Origin of the sequence: Pedobacter sp. (genome assembly GCF_040513095.1) — a bacterium.
Lineage (GTDB): Bacteria > Bacteroidota > Bacteroidia > Sphingobacteriales > Sphingobacteriaceae > Pedobacter.
In genome coordinates this window covers 1-15,324 of record NZ_JBEVDX010000119.1, presented here as the reverse complement: position 1 = coordinate 15,324, position 15,324 = coordinate 1, and the positions used below count along the sequence as shown (strand labels likewise).

At 41.4% G+C, this 15,324-nt stretch carries 11 protein-coding genes; 5 read left to right on the top strand and 6 right to left on the bottom strand.

Going from position 1 to position 15,324, the window contains the following annotated elements:
• Window positions 1–371: 371 nt before the first annotated feature.
• The 4 genes from ABWY16_RS13720 to ABWY16_RS13705 form a co-directional block, all read right to left on the bottom strand.
• A complete protein-coding gene (locus ABWY16_RS13720; RefSeq protein WP_353905212.1) occupies window positions 372–1,754 on the bottom strand; it encodes an arylsulfatase in 1,383 nt (460 codons plus the stop codon).
• A 122-nt stretch (window positions 1,755–1,876) separates the two neighbouring features.
• Window positions 1,877–2,533 (bottom strand): putative quinol monooxygenase, encoded by a 657-nt coding sequence (locus ABWY16_RS13715; protein ID WP_353905211.1) that lies wholly within the window; start codon window positions 2,531–2,533, stop codon window positions 1,877–1,879.
• A 110-nt stretch (window positions 2,534–2,643) separates the two neighbouring features.
• Entirely contained in the window at window positions 2,644–5,532 is a 2,889-nt protein-coding gene (locus tag ABWY16_RS13710; RefSeq protein WP_353905210.1) for an AsmA family protein, read from the bottom strand.
• A gap of 86 nt (window positions 5,533–5,618) precedes the next feature.
• Entirely contained in the window at window positions 5,619–6,083 is a 465-nt protein-coding gene (locus ABWY16_RS13705; RefSeq protein WP_353905209.1) for a response regulator, read from the bottom strand.
• Window positions 6,084–6,461: 378 nt separating this feature from the next.
• Between ABWY16_RS13705 and ABWY16_RS13700 the strand changes: the two genes are divergently transcribed.
• The 3 genes from ABWY16_RS13700 to ABWY16_RS13690 are packed head-to-tail and all read left to right on the top strand — an operon-like array spanning window position 6,462 to window position 11,814.
• Window positions 6,462–7,271 (top strand): hypothetical protein, encoded by an 810-nt coding sequence (locus ABWY16_RS13700; protein ID WP_353905208.1) that lies wholly within the window; start codon window positions 6,462–6,464, stop codon window positions 7,269–7,271.
• 60 nt (window positions 7,272–7,331) lie between these two features.
• A complete protein-coding gene (locus ABWY16_RS13695) occupies window positions 7,332–9,629 on the top strand; it encodes an Rv1355c family protein (protein ID WP_353905207.1) in 2,298 nt (765 codons plus the stop codon).
• Between the two features lie 25 nt (window positions 9,630–9,654).
• Window positions 9,655–11,814 carry a sensor histidine kinase gene (locus ABWY16_RS13690; RefSeq protein ID WP_353905206.1) on the top strand — a complete coding sequence of 720 codons (2,160 nt, stop codon included), beginning with the start codon at window positions 9,655–9,657 and terminating at the stop codon, window positions 11,812–11,814.
• 38 nt (window positions 11,815–11,852) lie between these two features.
• Here the strand turns inward: ABWY16_RS13690 and ABWY16_RS13685 are convergent, their stop codons facing one another.
• Entirely contained in the window at window positions 11,853–12,317 is a 465-nt protein-coding gene (locus ABWY16_RS13685) for a response regulator (protein WP_353905205.1), read from the bottom strand.
• A gap of 440 nt (window positions 12,318–12,757) precedes the next feature.
• On the opposite strand from ABWY16_RS13685, the gene ABWY16_RS13680 reads away from it, so the two are divergent.
• Together ABWY16_RS13680 and ABWY16_RS13675 are read left to right on the top strand one after the other, a co-directional pair.
• The gene (locus ABWY16_RS13680; protein WP_353905204.1) at window positions 12,758–13,837 is read left to right on the top strand and encodes a hybrid sensor histidine kinase/response regulator; all 1,080 of its coding nucleotides are present in this window, start codon (window positions 12,758–12,760) and stop codon (window positions 13,835–13,837) included.
• Window positions 13,827–14,252, top strand: a complete 426-nt coding sequence (locus tag ABWY16_RS13675; protein WP_353905203.1) for a response regulator — start codon at window positions 13,827–13,829, stop codon at window positions 14,250–14,252. The genes ABWY16_RS13680 and ABWY16_RS13675 overlap by 11 nt, the downstream gene beginning before the upstream one ends.
• Here ABWY16_RS13675 and ABWY16_RS13670 read toward each other — a convergent pair.
• Window positions 14,242–15,324, bottom strand: a 1,083-nt coding sequence (locus tag ABWY16_RS13670; protein ID WP_353905202.1) for a class I fructose-bisphosphate aldolase, incomplete at its 5' end; no start/stop codon positions are given. The two genes, ABWY16_RS13675 and ABWY16_RS13670, sit on opposite strands and share 11 nt — an antisense overlap.

Here is a 15,324-nt window from a genome sequence, read left to right as displayed (position 1 = left end):
GGAAAGAAGATCAAAAGAAATAGCAATAAGAAAAGTGCTGGGCTGTAACAGGTCAGGAATGTTCTATTTGTTATCAGCTTATTTTATTGAAGAGATCTTTACAGCAATTGGGATTGCCTTTCCAGTTGCCTTTCTTATTACTAAAAACTGATTGAACAGCTTCTCCTATAGAATATCACTAGAGTGGTGGCATGTCGCCGCTGCAGGCACGATGGCAATATTGATCGCTTTTCTCTCCGTAGGAGCCCAGATAATCAAGGTAGCGGGCAGTAATCCCGCTGTCTTTTTAAAAGAATAAATTCCCTTCGGCTTCCTAAAGCTGAGGGGAATTTATTTGATAGTTTTATGCAATATCTTGAGCTAAGAGGTTATTATTTTGCTGACCAGTAAGGAGATTCTGTCCTTGCTGTCAAAAGATATTCCTCAATTTTTTTTACAATATCCGGATGGGCGGCTGCGATATCATTATTTTCTGCGATATCCTCGTCAAGATTGTATAGCTCCAGCCTATTTTTATGTTTTACCGCTTTCCATTTACCGTAGCGCACAGCCTGTTCAAAACCATTTTCAAAGAATTCCCAGTAGAGAAAACGCTCGCGATCAGATTTTCCACCTTTCATATCAGGATACACGCTGATGCCATCTGTTCTGTATCCCCCTTTTTTTCCTGAGATATCCGCAAACGTAGGCATGATATCAGCGAAGTAGGCTGGTACATTGCTGTATTTAGGTGCATTTTTGAGCAAAGGAGACCATACGATAAAGGGTACCCTTATTCCTCCTTCGTACATATCACGTTTAAACCCTTTTAAAGGGCCGCGGGAATCAAAATAATCTGCAACAGCAGATAGCTGTGGTGTAGGCTCAGACCTGGGCCCATTGTCAGAAGTGAAGATAACAATTGTGTTTTTCGACAACCCGCTTTTCAGCAGGTAATCCCTGATCTTGCCCACCGATTGATCCATGAAGTAAACCATGGCAGCATAAGTCTTCATATCTTCCGGCCATGCTTTATCTTTAAAGACAGCCTGATTGGGCACATCAAGAGGAGAATGCGGATTATTAAAATTCAGCATCAGGAAAAATGGCTTCGTATTTTTTTTCTGTTCCGCCAGGTATTGCAGCGCCTCATCCGTACAGATGTTGGTTTCATAGTATCCTTTCTTGCCATTGGTATTTTCTTCAATGGTGACTATTTTGCCATTTCGGTAGCGTTTCTCCGGCCAGTAGGTACTGGCATAAGTTTCGGGTTTGTTAATCAGCCAACCTGTAAATTTGTCAAAACCATGCTGCAAAGGCGTTGCCAAAGAATCGTAACCATCAATATGCCATTTCCCAACAAGGGAGGTAGTATATCCGGCATCCTGAAGCACGTTGCCAATTGTATAATCATCTTTACTTATATTTGCGCGGTAAACTACTGATTTACCTTTCTTTCCGCCAATTCCGCCATGATCGGTGGCATTGCCTCTAATCGTAGCGTGCCCGGAATTCAATCCGGTAATTAGTGAACAACGTGATGGAGAACATACAGGTGCACCTGCATGAAAGTCCGTAAACTGGGTTCCTTCTTTAGCGAGCTGGTCTATATTAGGGGTAAGAATCTGCTTCTGCCCATATACGCCAACATCACCATAACCGAGGTCATCGGCCAGTATAAATATAATATTTGGCTGCGGTTGTGTCTTTTGGGCAAGCGCAGTTGAGCAGGTAATGAGCGTAATCCATGCAAACAATAGCCTTCTTTTCATCATTCTTTAGGTTTTCTAATTTTATTGTAACCGTTAACAATCCAGTAAGTGTCTTAAAACGGCCTTAGCCCCTAAATGTATAAAAAGATATTTATCATCAGCTGTAACGTTCCGGTGATATGCCCTTAGCCCCTATCCTTCACAAACAGGATAAATTCCATCACTGGTTTGCTGAGCAGCGGTGTTATCGCATCAATCATTTCAGCTGTTGTTGCCAGTTGGTTATGCGCATCGAGGTCAGACTGGTTTTCCCAGCGTTCATAAAGCACAAAGGTGGTTTCGCTGCCGTTTACCCGATGAAAATGAAAATCTACATTTCCGGGTTCATTTCTTACAGCGGGTACAAATTGCTGCCAAAGACTGATAAAAGCATCTGCACTACCGGGCTTTATTTCAAAAGGAACAATCAACGTTGTAAGTGGCCTGTGAGTTTCCTTTTGCAGGTTTTGCGCAGTGGGCCAGAGATCTGTAAGATAATTCATTTGAATAGGCTCATTGAGATCGTTCTTTTGCAGGGCAAAAGCTCGCGCCGTATAAGGCTGCGAAAAATGGTATTCAAGCTGAGCCTGGTTCTGCCAGCGCTCAATCAGGTAAAAGTTATCCGTATCGCCCTCAACCTGATAAAGTTCCATTTTATAGTTGCCGCTTTCAGTTCTTGCGCCATTTACATCAGCATTGAGCGCCTCCCGGGCAGTATCTGCACTGCCCGGTTTGGCAGCTACTTTTACAAATAATGTGACTATTTCCTCCTGTGCGGCAATTGTTTGATCTTTTGTTTTCATGACCGTGATTTTTTATGAAATGATCTCCCAAATGTCGTCACAAGGAAAGTTGCTGGCCTTAGAAATACCAAAGCATATCTTATGAATCTCAAAGATTCAATAAAATGCTCCTAGTTTTTTACATCTTTTTCCACCTCTTCTTTTGCGTTTTTGGCTTTCTTTTCCTGCGCTCTCTTCTCTTTACGCTGCTCTCTTCCTGATTTCTTTTGGGCGCGTTTCTCTTCGCGGATCACGTTATTGGTTTTTCTGTTGTACAGAGCATCTACAATTCCCTGACCTGTTCTGCTGAAAACCTTGATCTGAGGCTTTTCCTGGGTTCCTGTCACTACAACAGGCACGCCTATCCAGCCAGCAGGAGGTAATCCCACCTTCACCAGCACATCCAGCAAGCCGTTAAGGCTGACAGTCCCGCTGATAGCAGGTCTGAGTACAGAAACCTTAAAGCCGAATTCTTTGATATGAATCAGGTTATCCTTGATATTTGTTTCAATATTGACACCTTTCATATCAGGATTGTTAAATGCATCAGCCCCAACCTTATCGCCGATAACAGATAACATTTTATAGTTTTTCACGGCCACATCCCTGAGGTTCACTACTCCCCCACCTTCCAGTGATGGATAAATAGGATTCATATTGGCATCAAAATCTCCCTTCAACTTATAATCCACTGAAACGATCCCGCTAACATCTTTCGCAGAGGTTGCGAGCTGGCGCATCATATCGATTTCTTTGTATGCCCTTTGTACATTAAAATCCTGCACTTTAAATGCCACATCAAAATTGGCTGTAAGAGGGGATTCATCCTTGTAACGTGCATCCATTGTCATCCTGCTACCTGCAATATCAAATGAAGTATTCTTCAGGAAGATCTGACCGCTTTTCAGAGAAGCTGTACCCTTTAGCTGGTTAATGGGCAATCCCTTAAATTCAACCTTCTTCGCATCAGCTTCCAGGGATACGTCCAGGTTTTTCGGAACGATCACTACACCACTGCTCTTTGGGTTTTCAGCTTTCGCATACTCCAGCTCTATGGATTTATCATCATTGTCACCATTCTTCAGTGCCATAAATTCATCCACCAGGATATAATTGGAATGCAGGGCAAAGTTTCCGTGGAGAGTTCCCTTACGCTCGATAAAATAATTAATCGTATTGAGCAGGTAACCATTCAGTGAAAAATCAGATTTACCATAGGTAGCATAAAACTTCCTGAACCACATTTTTTCATTCTCAAACTGAAAGTTACCTTCCTTCAGATAAAACGGCTTCGGCAGATATGCAGTATTTGCTTTTATGTTTTTCAGGATCAGGGTACCCTTGTTATCAAGTTTACTGTACTGACCAGTGGTGGCATAACTCTGACGGCCATTAAGAGAAAGATCCGCGGTTATCAATCCACTGACATCAATTCCTTTTCTTTTAAAGACCTGATAAATCTTTCCAATGTTCAATACCCCTTTTGCGCGGACTTTGTAAAGCAAATCTTCAAAGTTCTTTAAATCTGCGTTAACAAATACCGGGTTTCCTTCAAAATCAAATTTAAAAGGATCCAGCTGTACACCCAGACTGCTGAAAGTACCATCTGTATTTTTGATGTTGGCCGTCAGGTTGATATTCGTTATCGGGTTTGGGTAAGAAGTAGTTTTTAGCCAGCCGTTTTTCAGATCAATAAATCCATTGGTTTTCGGAAACAGCTTTTTGTCCATATTAAAAATACCGTTTGCTTTTACATCAGCATTCATTAAACCCCTGATTTCAAGATCTTTTAACCCCAACGCCTCATCCAGTGTCTGCAGGTTGACAGCACCTTTGATATCCGCATTTACCGTCATTTCGTTTAATCCTTTGGTTTTTACAACCGCACGGAAACTGTTTTTAGGACCAAGGTCAAAGCTTAATCTTTTAAGATCCAGCCCTAGTTGTTCGGTATCCAGTGAGGGGAAATCTATGTTTAGGTCGACATTAAGATTTTTCATCGGTACCGGAGCCTTTGTACTTGAAATCAGACCGTCATTCACCAGCAGACGTGCTGTAAATCTTGGCTTTACATTTCTCGGTTCACTAAACTGTCCTTTCAGACTGAAGAACAGATCACTTTTGCCTTCAAGTTTGGTATCCTTTGCCCAATCAAGATATTGTGGCGGCAGTACAGAGATCATATCACGAATGGTTGTTTTTTCTGAGGCAGCTTTTATGTCGAGGTTGTACCCGTCTTTTAAAATACTTACGAAACCCGTGAATTTCAGGGGCAGATCGTTGATCTTCAATTCATTTTTCCTTAGCACGAAGGTTAATGCATCGGTATTGATTCTTGTAATCAGGTCGGCATGCAGGTATTTCTGCTGTGCATACCAAATCCGGTCCAGGCTAAAATTCAGCTGGTCGATCTCAAGATCGGTTTTGAGGTCGAAGATGTCTTCGCTCAGTCCACCCTCCCCTGTATAGTTCAATCCTATAGCATCTACTAATATTTTAGCCGGGTGGTCATTGTATTTGATATGCCAGTTTCTGAATTTGATCAGGTCAAGCTTGATGGACGTGCCCTTTTCAGTGGTATCCTTAGGACTTTTAGAGGGCGTGGAAACATATACGTTATAATTGGCCTGCCCTTTACTGTTGATATAAACATTTGCATAAGCATCTGTCACGTAGATTTCATCAATCTTCACTTCAGCATCAAAAATCAGGTTTTTCAGGTTGATACCCACTGCAACTTCCTTTGCTGAAAGCAATGTATCCTGCTGGAAGGGCTTTGAACCCAGCAACAACAGTTCATCCACAGATACTGTAAGAGAGGGGAAATGCCTGAAAAAGGTGAGATGTGTGCTTTTGTAATCAAGTTTTCCTGCCAGGCGTTTATTCGCAAATATTTTTACCTGCTCGGAAATAGTTCCGGGGAACAGAAGTGGAATGATAAACATCAGGAAAAGTATTGATGCTATAAAAATCCCAACCCATTTCAGGGTTTTCAAACCTATATTTTTAATGTTTTCCATATGTTGCGCTCATGATTTAGAAGGATGTGACCTGAAACTAAATACATACAACGCAAAAAAGCACATTTGGTTTAGCTAAACACCTGCTAAAGGAGATTTTGCCTCAGCAAAAACTGAAGCTGCTTGTTAACGATCAGTAAAGACTCTATCAGTTCCTTGTTCTCTTTTCTCAGGGAATATATCTCAAAGGCCTTCTCAATATTGATACGCAGGTCATCATCATTCCAGGGTTTCTGAATGTATTTATAAACCTCCCCTTTATTGATTGCATCTATAACCGCAGTTATATCTTCATAACCTGTCAGCAGAATGCGGATTGGATCGGGATATTCGGGAATAACAGACTCTAAAAACTCTATGCCCGTCATGCCTGGCATACGCTGGTCGCACAGGATCACATGGATGGGCTCCTTCTCTAAAATCTTTTTGCCTTCCATTGCAGACTCAGCAGTAAAGACACTGAACGTCCTTCTGAAGCTTGCTTTAAATGCGTTAAGATTATGCACCTCATCATCTATATAAAGAACATTAACTGGATTATCGGTGCTCATTGGATTTTGGGCTAGATTTTCTTTAAATATATTGCTTTTATAGGTTTCAAAGAATTTATTTGAGATAAAACATCTGGTGGCAGCTCTTAAATGTAAATTATACCTTACGATGCATCATATCTGCAATTAAAGCATTAATTTGAACATTAATTTATCAAAATATAATATCAAACTTAACTTGGCAGTATATTTTATAGTATATTTAGAATTTAGGAGCCTCATGAAGAGGCAACTTATAATCAGCTGATAATCACAGCAAAAAATTTGCTTATAACCTGGTAATACCACTAACTTTATTCATACATCATTCAATGAGCGCGATTAAACAAAGCAAGAAAGCCCAATTATTCATAATGTCATTTATTCAAAGCCTGTAAAATGGAGGATGGTTTAAATAAAGAAAATCCAGAGGTTAGGCTTAGAGCTTTCAGAGCAATTGATGACCCCGAAACCTGCGCTCTGTTTGTTGAAGGCCACACACATGTTTTAACGAGTATAGGTGTTACGAAAGTGACTTCTTCAAAAAACGGATGGACAACCAATCCAGCAGCTTTTGTCATTGTTGTTGAATCCCTTGACGGGAAAAAGGTTTATGGAGGTGCACGTGTACATGTTGCAGGGGGATCGGAACCTTTGCCGATTGAATCTGCCACCGGTGCCATGGATACCGGGATATACGACCTGGTCTGGAAACATGCACAATTTGGCACAGGCGAACTCTGCGGTTTGTGGAACTCCCGCGAAATTGCAGGTTACGGAATCGGTTCTATCTTTCTGATCCGTGCTGCAGCTGCTATATCTTTCCAGATAGGTATCCAGTCGCTGTTTGCCTTATGCGCACCCTATACCATCCCTCCGGGTGTGGCAGTAGGTATGGAGATTGAAAAAAGTATCGGGAATGAAGGTACATTCTATTATCCAAAACTCGATCTGGTAGCTACCACGATGATTTTGAAAGACGTACCGGTTTTGAGCAAGGCCTATGAAGAAGATAAAACCGCAATCCTGAAAATCCGCGAAAACTTAAATATCACACGCCTCGAAATCCTGCGAAGGAAAGAAATCACCATCCACTATGAGATCCAGATACCGAACCTCGATCAGTGGGACCTTGAACAGGTGATCTCCCAAGCCCATAAAACCTTCCTAAAGACTAAAATCAACGAAAATGAAATAGATATACTTTAAAGCCGCTGCCCAGTTCTTCACTATACTTATTCCCTAACAACAATATCATATTTGGCACTCATGTTAAACGAAACTCTTCTTTCCTCCAGTTCAGAAAACAAGCTCAGTTATACCCCATCTTTTTTCAGAACCTATATCGATGCAGATCAGCAGGCTCTTGAACATTTAATAGCAGAAGGCAAGGTATCCTTTGCGCATAATGAAATTTACAGTCAGCTGCAGGAACTCATCAAATGTATGAATCCATCTGTGAGGATAAAAAGCGATGAATATGAGGCTTTAATCTCCAAACACTTAAACGGACGGTCTTTAGACGAATATGGGGTTTGGGTATATTACCCATGGAGCCGGAGGCTGGTGCATTTACTGGACGAAGAAGAATTTATTAAGGTACGTACCAACCGTAACCAGTTTAAGATTACTAAAGAAGAACAGGATCTGTTAAAAGGAAAAAAAATAGGTATAGTTGGCCTGTCTGTAGGCCAGTCTATTGCCCTTACCATGGCCATGGAACGCACATGCGGCGAACTGAGACTTGCAGATTTCGATGTGGCAGAGCTGAGTAACCTGAACCGCCTGCGCACAGGGCTGCATAACATGGGCACCAACAAAACGATCATTGCTGCCAGGGAAATCCTGGAAATTGATCCATTCATCCGTATTAAATTATTCCATGACGGCCTCCACAAAGGGAACATGGACCAGTTCTTTACCGGGGATGGCAAACTGGACCTGTTTATTGAAGTTTGTGATGGTATTGATATCAAAATAGAAAGCCGTTATAAAGCGCGTGAATTGAATATCCCGGTAGTTATGGATACAAATGACCGCGGCATGCTGGATGTGGAAAGATTTGACCTTGAGCCTGAACGTCCGATACTGCATGGACTGGCCGACGGACTGGATCCAAGCAATATCAAAGATCTGTCAAATGAAGAAAAGATTCCCTACATCCTGAAAATGGTAGGTGCCGAAACCATCTCCACCAGGCTCAAAGCCTCTATGATGGAAGTAGAACAATCTATTAATACCTGGCCGCAGCTGGCCTCCTCAGTAGTATTGGGCGGAGCATTAACCACGGATGTATGCCGGCGTATCCTGCTGGATCATTTCCACGAATCAGGAAGATACTATGTAGATATGGATGAGCTGGTAAAGGATAAAGAAACCGATACAGCCGGGCAGTTTCCGGATTCATACTTCGGCCCTCCGGAATTGACCAGCGCAGAAATGCTGCAGGTTTTACAGGATTTTGATGGAGCAGCAGAAGCGCATGTTTTAGCTGATGAGGTAGTCTCTGAAATTGTCAAAGCAGGTATGAATGCCCCCTCCGGCGGAAATGCCCAGCCCTGGAAATTCATGTATACGGCTAAAGGATTATTTATCTTCCATGATGCCCACTTCTCGCATTCACTGCTCGATTTCAATCACCTTGGCTCTTATATAGCTATTGGTGCCGCTGTAGAAAATATTACGATCAAAGCTGCAGCTATGGGCTTACAGGTTTCGAATACTTTTTTCCCAATAAAAAACAATACCAGTCTGATTGCCCATATCCGGCTTTCCCCAACTGAAAACCCTGATCTTAAAAAACATCTTGAGGCGGGACTGAGCATCCGGGTAACAAACAGGGAACTCACGGTAAAGGAAACCTTGCCAAAAGATTTTTATGACAAAATAAAATCATCGATTGCCAGTTACAATGGCGCAGAGCTGCTGATTATTGAAGACGACGCATTGATGAAAAAACTTGGCCAGTTGCTGGCAAAAGCGGAAATGCTGAGGATTATCCATCCAAGGGGACACTATGATACTTTTACCAATGAGTTGCGCTGGACTGCCGAGGAAACCAATGAAAAAAGGGATGGGCTGGACGTTTACACATTAGGGGCATCCAATTCTGAACTGGCTGCTTTACGGATTGCCAGCGACACCAGTGCGATCACGTTTTTAAGACAACTCAAAGGAGGCAATGCCTTTACGAGATCAGTCAACAAATCCGTTTCCTTTTCTTCAGCACTGGGAATTGTCACCATGCCAGCATATTCAGAAATCGATTTTTTACAGGGAGGAACTGCAGTAGAACGGATATGGATAGAAGCAAACCTCGCTGGTGTGTCTTTCCAGCCGATTTCTCAGCTGGTGTTTATGCTTGCCAGATTGGCACATAGTGAAGCCCTGGCCGGTGATGAATTTTATAACGAACAGGTGAAGGAACTTGCTGAAGAATTAGATCTGCTGTTACCCGAACTGAGTAACAAACAGCCTGTTTTCATCTTCAGATTAGCCAAAGCAGGAGAACCCCGTTTGAGGTCGCTGAGAAGATCTCTCGAATCTTGTTTTACCTATAATGTTTAATCCATTTTATTTTCAGAAAAGCTACATGAACATACACACCGCTTGTAAGACATTTCTTCTGTCGTTCTTCCTGCTGCTTACAGCAGGCGTACAGGCACAGGTTACATACAATGGCAGCAAAGGTATCCAAACCATAGGCAACAAGATTGAATACTATATTGATTCCTCAGGGACCAAAACCTTAAAAAGCATACAGGAGCAGGATCAGTTTCTGAGATCCTCATCAAATGTGCCCGACTTCGGAATGATCAAAACACCTGTCTGGTTAAAGATATCCATCTATAATGTGAGCCCTAAAGAAGACCTTATGCTGGAGTTCGATCAGTCGCTCATACAGGATATACAGTTCTATTATAAGAAAAACGGAGAGTGGCAGCTCAATCAAAGCGGCGAGCTTTATCCCTTCCACGCCAGGGCAAACAACTATCATAAATTCATCTATAACCTGCCAATCAAAACTGATTCTACAGCTACCTATTACGCCAGGATAAAATCCACACACGAGATGCAGATGCCTATATTTCTGGGCGACAGGGCGCATATGGATGACAGCAACCTCACCAAGAACATTTTCTTCGGGATTTTCTTCGGGATTATTCTGGTGATGTTTTTCTATAACCTTTTTATCTATTTCTCGGTAAAGGATCCTATCTATTTATACTACGTCATCTATATTTTCATTGTTGGTCTGGCGCAGGCAACCATCGAAGGTTATTCCTTTCATTATCTATGGCCAAATAACAGCTTTCTGGCAACCCGGTCATTTTTCCTGCTGACGGCTTTTGTAAATATCAGCGGGGTAGAATTCACCCGTAAATTCCTGCAGACCTCTAAATTTATTCCGAAACTGGATAAAATAGCCTATTTACTTTATGCAGTATATGCGGTGGTAATCGGGCTCACCATCAAAGGACATCTTTTTGTATCCTATCAGATCCTGCAGCTATTTGCCGGTATTGTATCGCTGTATATGTTAATCATTGCAGTTACTATCGCCAGAACAGGATACAGACCTGCAAAGTTCTTTCTGATTGCCTGGATGCCCCTGATTCTTGGTATCATTATATGGATCCTGAAGGATTACAATGTATTCTCTTATAACGTATTTACCAACTACAGTATCACAATCGGATCTGCGCTTGAAGTTATCCTCCTCTCTTTTGCGCTGGCCGACAAGATCAACATCTTTAAAGCTGACAAAGAAAGATCCCAGGAAGAGACACTGAGGGCATTACAGGAAAACGAGAGGATCATCCGCGAACAAAATGTGGTGCTCGAATTGAAGGTAAACGAACGTACGCTTGAACTGAGGGAGTCAAATCTGGAACTGGGCAGAACGCTCGAAGACCTCAAACAGGCACAGTCACAATTGGTGGAATCAGAAAAAATGGCATCTCTTGGTCAGCTGACTGCCGGAATTGCCCATGAGATCAACAATCCGATCAACTTTGTGACAGCAAATATCAAACCACTGAAAAGGGATGTTGACATGATGTTTGAAGCCTTCGCATTTATCGAAAATATAAGCTTATCGGAGTCGCCGCTGGAGGAAAAGCAAAGCCAGATTGCCGAGTATAAGCAAGACCTGGATTTTGACTATCTAATCGTGGAAATCAATGACTTGCTGAAAGGCATAAAAGAAGGGGCCAGCAGAACGGCAGAAATCGTTAAAGGACTGAAAATCTTCTCCAGACTGGATGAAGATGATCTGAAAGTTGCAGATATCAATGAAGGTCTCGATTCTACGCTGGTAATCGCGAACAACCTGCTCAACAACAATATCAAAGTAGTTAAAGCTTATGGTGAAATTCCGCCTATTGAGTGTTATGCCGGAAAGCTAAACCAGGTCTTCCTTAATATCATTTCAAATGGTGCTTACGCCGTACAAAAACAATTTGGTGATCATTCCGGTGGCGAAATTATCATTACTACGACAAACGATGAGGAATATATCTACATCAGCATCAAAGACAATGGAACGGGGATGGATGAGAAGACTCAGAAAAAGATTTTTGAACCTTTCTTTACGACAAAAGATGTTGGAGAAGGTACGGGTCTGGGAATGTCTATCGCTTACAATACGATCAAAAAACACAATGGGCAAATACAGTTAAACAGTGCGGAAGGAGAGGGAACAGAGTTTGTTCTGCAACTGCCTATCATTCACAAGGTGATTGCCATTTAATCAGAAAATCAACGTAGAGACCGGGAGAAATCCCGTTCCTACGAAAGTAGTCTTTGTCTTAGCATAAATTCCAGCTGGTCATTGGAACCTACCAGTTTTTCATTCATATCAGTTAACTCGGCCTTTTCAAGGTATTTCTCGTAAGCCCTGTTAATTGTCATGTCCAGTTCTTCCTCATTCCATGGTTTGGCCAGGTAATGGAAGATCTTTCCTTTGTTTACTGCATCTACCACAGCATTCATATCGGCATAGCCGGTAAGCAGTATCCGCATCGGGTCAGGAAATTTTTCAAGTACCTTTTCCAGGAAGTCTACACCTGTCATTTCGGGCATGCGCTGATCGGTAATAATTACATGGACTTTTTTTGCCGCTAAAATTTTCAATGCCTCTTCGCCACTGATAGCCACCAGTACCTGGTACTTGATACGGAAAGTAGCTTTGAATGAAAATAAGTTATTCTCTTCATCGTCTACATAAAGAATTGTTATTTTATCTGCTGACATATATGTGTAATTTACAATAAATCATTTTATAGAAATAAATTCCATCCAATTTATTATTGGCCATTCAGATCTTACGCCCTGCCGGAAGTAAATACAATTGACCATAACAGCTGCTAAATTAAAAAGCAGTTCGCCTAAACCAGCTCATATTAATTTAAAAATAATAGTAAAATTAATCAATTTTGAAGTTTAATCACATTATGGCTGTGTATTTATTTTAATACCTCTGTCATATTTTTCTGAAGCACAACTTTAACGTTAAATAATAAACTAATGACACAAATACTATCATACAAAGAAACTTCAAAAGTATGCTTTGCGTTTATAATAAATAATCTGCTTAAATTTTGCAGTCAAAACATAAAAGCCATTATTATGTTGTTACAAAGTAAATAACGTTCAGATTTTATTATTACCTTGCCTGTAAACACACTGATAATATGACTCGCTCACCTGTTAAAGTTTTATATATTGATGATGAAGAAAATAATCTTCTCGCATTTAAAGCAAGTTTTAGGAGACAATATGAAATTTACACAGCAAATTCTGCGGCGGAAGGTTTAAAAGTGTTGGAAAACTTACCGGTTGAAGTGATTATTGCTGACCAAAAAATGCCGCAAACTACAGGTGTGGAATTTTTTAAAAGCATAACTGATACCTATCCTGATCCTGTCAGGATTCTTTTAACAGGCTACACTGATATCTCTGCCCTTGCTGACGCGATCAACCACGGTGATATATACAGGTATATCACAAAGCCCTGGAACGATCTTGAGTTGCACAATTCGATCAAAAATGCACATGATGCCTACCGTTCAAAAATAGATCTCAGAAATAAAGTCAAAGAACTTGAAAAAACCAATGATGAACTGAACAGGTTTATTTACAGCATCTCACACGAACTGCGTGCCCCATTGGTTTCGGTAATCGGCATCGTTAATCTGGTAAAAATGGAAGGCTTGTATAATTCCAGCGGGGAATACTGGGAACTGATCGAATCCTGTTCTAATAAGCTCGACTATTACATTCAGAAAACACTGCAGTATTACAAAAACAACAAAAATTTATCAGACAAATCGGAAATTAATTTCAAAAAACTGGTAGATGATATCATTGATCTGTATTCCTATACAGACAGGGATACACAGTTTAAACTCAATATTAACCAGCCCCATCCATTTATAGGGGATGCGTTCAGACTGGAAGTCATTCTTGGTAACCTCATCTCTAATGCCATCAAATACCAGAAAGATACCGAAGACCATAAAATTGTAGATATTGCGATAGATGTGAACCCATTTTCTGCCGAAATCTCCATTACAGATAATGGCCTCGGTATACTTAATGAACATCTGGAAAAAATATTCACCCAGTTTTTTAAAACTAAGAACAACAAAGGAAGCGGTATGGGGTTATTTATCGTAAAAGAAGCTTTAAATAAGATGAACGGGAAAATCTCAGTGAAGTCTTCCCTGAATCAGGGTACGACGTTTAAAATTACTATTCCGAATGCTAATTAACATACAAAGACCGGTCAGGATAATGCTGATTGATGATAACATAATTGACTTGAAGATCAATTCCAAGATCATTCAGATTTCCAAACTATTCGATGAAATCATCCAGTGCCAGTCTGGTGAAGAAGCGCTAAACTACTTTACCATGCATGCCGGAGAATTGGATAAATTGCCAAACCTGATTTTACTGGATATCCAGATGCCCGAAATGGATGGCTTTGAGTTTTTGGATAATTATAAGCTTCTGCCCGAAGAATGGAAGGCCAGCTGTCAGGTGGCGATGCTTTCATCAACACTGGACTTTGGCGATATCCGCAAGGCAGAAGCGAATTCATATGTGCTTAAATTATTGAAAAAACCGCTCATCCCAGGAGAGGTGGCTACGATCTTCAATGCCAATTTCAATGTTACAGACTAATACCTGTTTGGATTAACTCTCCCCTTCTGGCCAGTTGATTTGCTTTCCCCAGTTCCAGGAATGAAGCCTGGGCATCCTTTACATTCTCATCCTTTCCTGCCCATATCTCCAGTGCTGGCTGATGCAGGGCTCTCGAAAACGAATAGGTAACCGGCCACGGTAACTTCGACTTATAATTGTAGTTCATGGCGTTTAGGTTTGCAGAGGCAGTTTCCGGATCTTGTCCGCCTGAAAGGAAAGCTATACCAGCAACTGTGGCAGGCACAGCATTCAATAGTGTTGCAATTGTCAGGTCAGCCACTTTATCCGCATTTGCTTTTTCAGTCGCATCATTGCCGGGCAATACCATATTAGGTTTTAAAATCAAGCCCCGTAATTCTACTTTTAACAGGTTCAGCTGATTGAATAATTCCCGCAATGCTTTTTCTGTAACCTCTGCACAGCGTTCTATTGTATGGTCGCCATCCATGATAACTTCAGGTTCAACAATAGGCACAATACCGGCTTGCTGACAGGCAGCAGCATAACGAGCCAGGGCATGCGCATTACTTACTATACAGCCTTCTGAGGGCAATGCTCCGTCAATAAGTATGACAGCTCTCCATTTTGCAAATTTAAGGCCCAGTTTCTGGTAATTAACCAGACGTTCAGCAAGGTCATCCAGGCCTTTTGTTACTTTCTCCCGGGGGAAACCAGGAAGATCTTCTGTTCCTTCATCGAGCTTAATTCCGGGAATCACACCTGCTTGCTCCAGTGCTTTAAGAAAAGGAACACCTGCCAGTGTTTGCTGGTGTACAGTTTCGTCAAATAAGATCGCTCCATTGATATATTCACCTATTCCCGGTGTGCTGATCAGCACCTCGCGGTATGCTCTTCTATAAGCTTCTGTCTGGGGTATACCGGCAGCTTCGAAACGTTTATTCAACGTTGCTACGCTTTCATCTATTGCGACTAAACCTTTGTAGTCTGCAACCATGGCTTGTGCAGTCATGATCAGTTGATCTTTGTTTTCCATGTCTATTGATAATATAAACCAATAACATACCGGCAAAAAGATTTGTTCAGCAGGATA

What these genes read in the sequence shown, in the direction of transcription:
- ABWY16_RS13720 (WP_353905212.1), bottom strand. Translation starts at nt 1,754, where the DNA reads ATGATGAAAAGAAGGCTATTGTTTGCATGGATTACGCTCATTACCTGC.
- ABWY16_RS13695 (WP_353905207.1), top strand. Translation starts at nt 7,332, where the DNA reads ATGTTAAACGAAACTCTTCTTTCCTCCAGTTCAGAAAACAAGCTCAGT.
- ABWY16_RS13705 (WP_353905209.1), bottom strand. Translation starts at nt 6,083, where the DNA reads ATGAGCACCGATAATCCAGTTAATGTTCTTTATATAGATGATGAGGTG.
- ABWY16_RS13685 (WP_353905205.1), bottom strand. Translation starts at nt 12,317, where the DNA reads ATGTCAGCAGATAAAATAACAATTCTTTATGTAGACGATGAAGAGAAT.
- ABWY16_RS13690 (WP_353905206.1), top strand. Translation starts at nt 9,655, where the DNA reads ATGAACATACACACCGCTTGTAAGACATTTCTTCTGTCGTTCTTCCTG.
- ABWY16_RS13715 (WP_353905211.1), bottom strand. Translation starts at nt 2,533, where the DNA reads ATGAAAACAAAAGATCAAACAATTGCCGCACAGGAGGAAATAGTCACA.
- ABWY16_RS13700 (WP_353905208.1), top strand. Translation starts at nt 6,462, where the DNA reads ATGGAGGATGGTTTAAATAAAGAAAATCCAGAGGTTAGGCTTAGAGCT.
- ABWY16_RS13710 (WP_353905210.1), bottom strand. Translation starts at nt 5,532, where the DNA reads ATGGAAAACATTAAAAATATAGGTTTGAAAACCCTGAAATGGGTTGGG.
- ABWY16_RS13680 (WP_353905204.1), top strand. Translation starts at nt 12,758, where the DNA reads ATGACTCGCTCACCTGTTAAAGTTTTATATATTGATGATGAAGAAAAT.
- ABWY16_RS13675 (WP_353905203.1), top strand. Translation starts at nt 13,827, where the DNA reads ATGCTAATTAACATACAAAGACCGGTCAGGATAATGCTGATTGATGAT.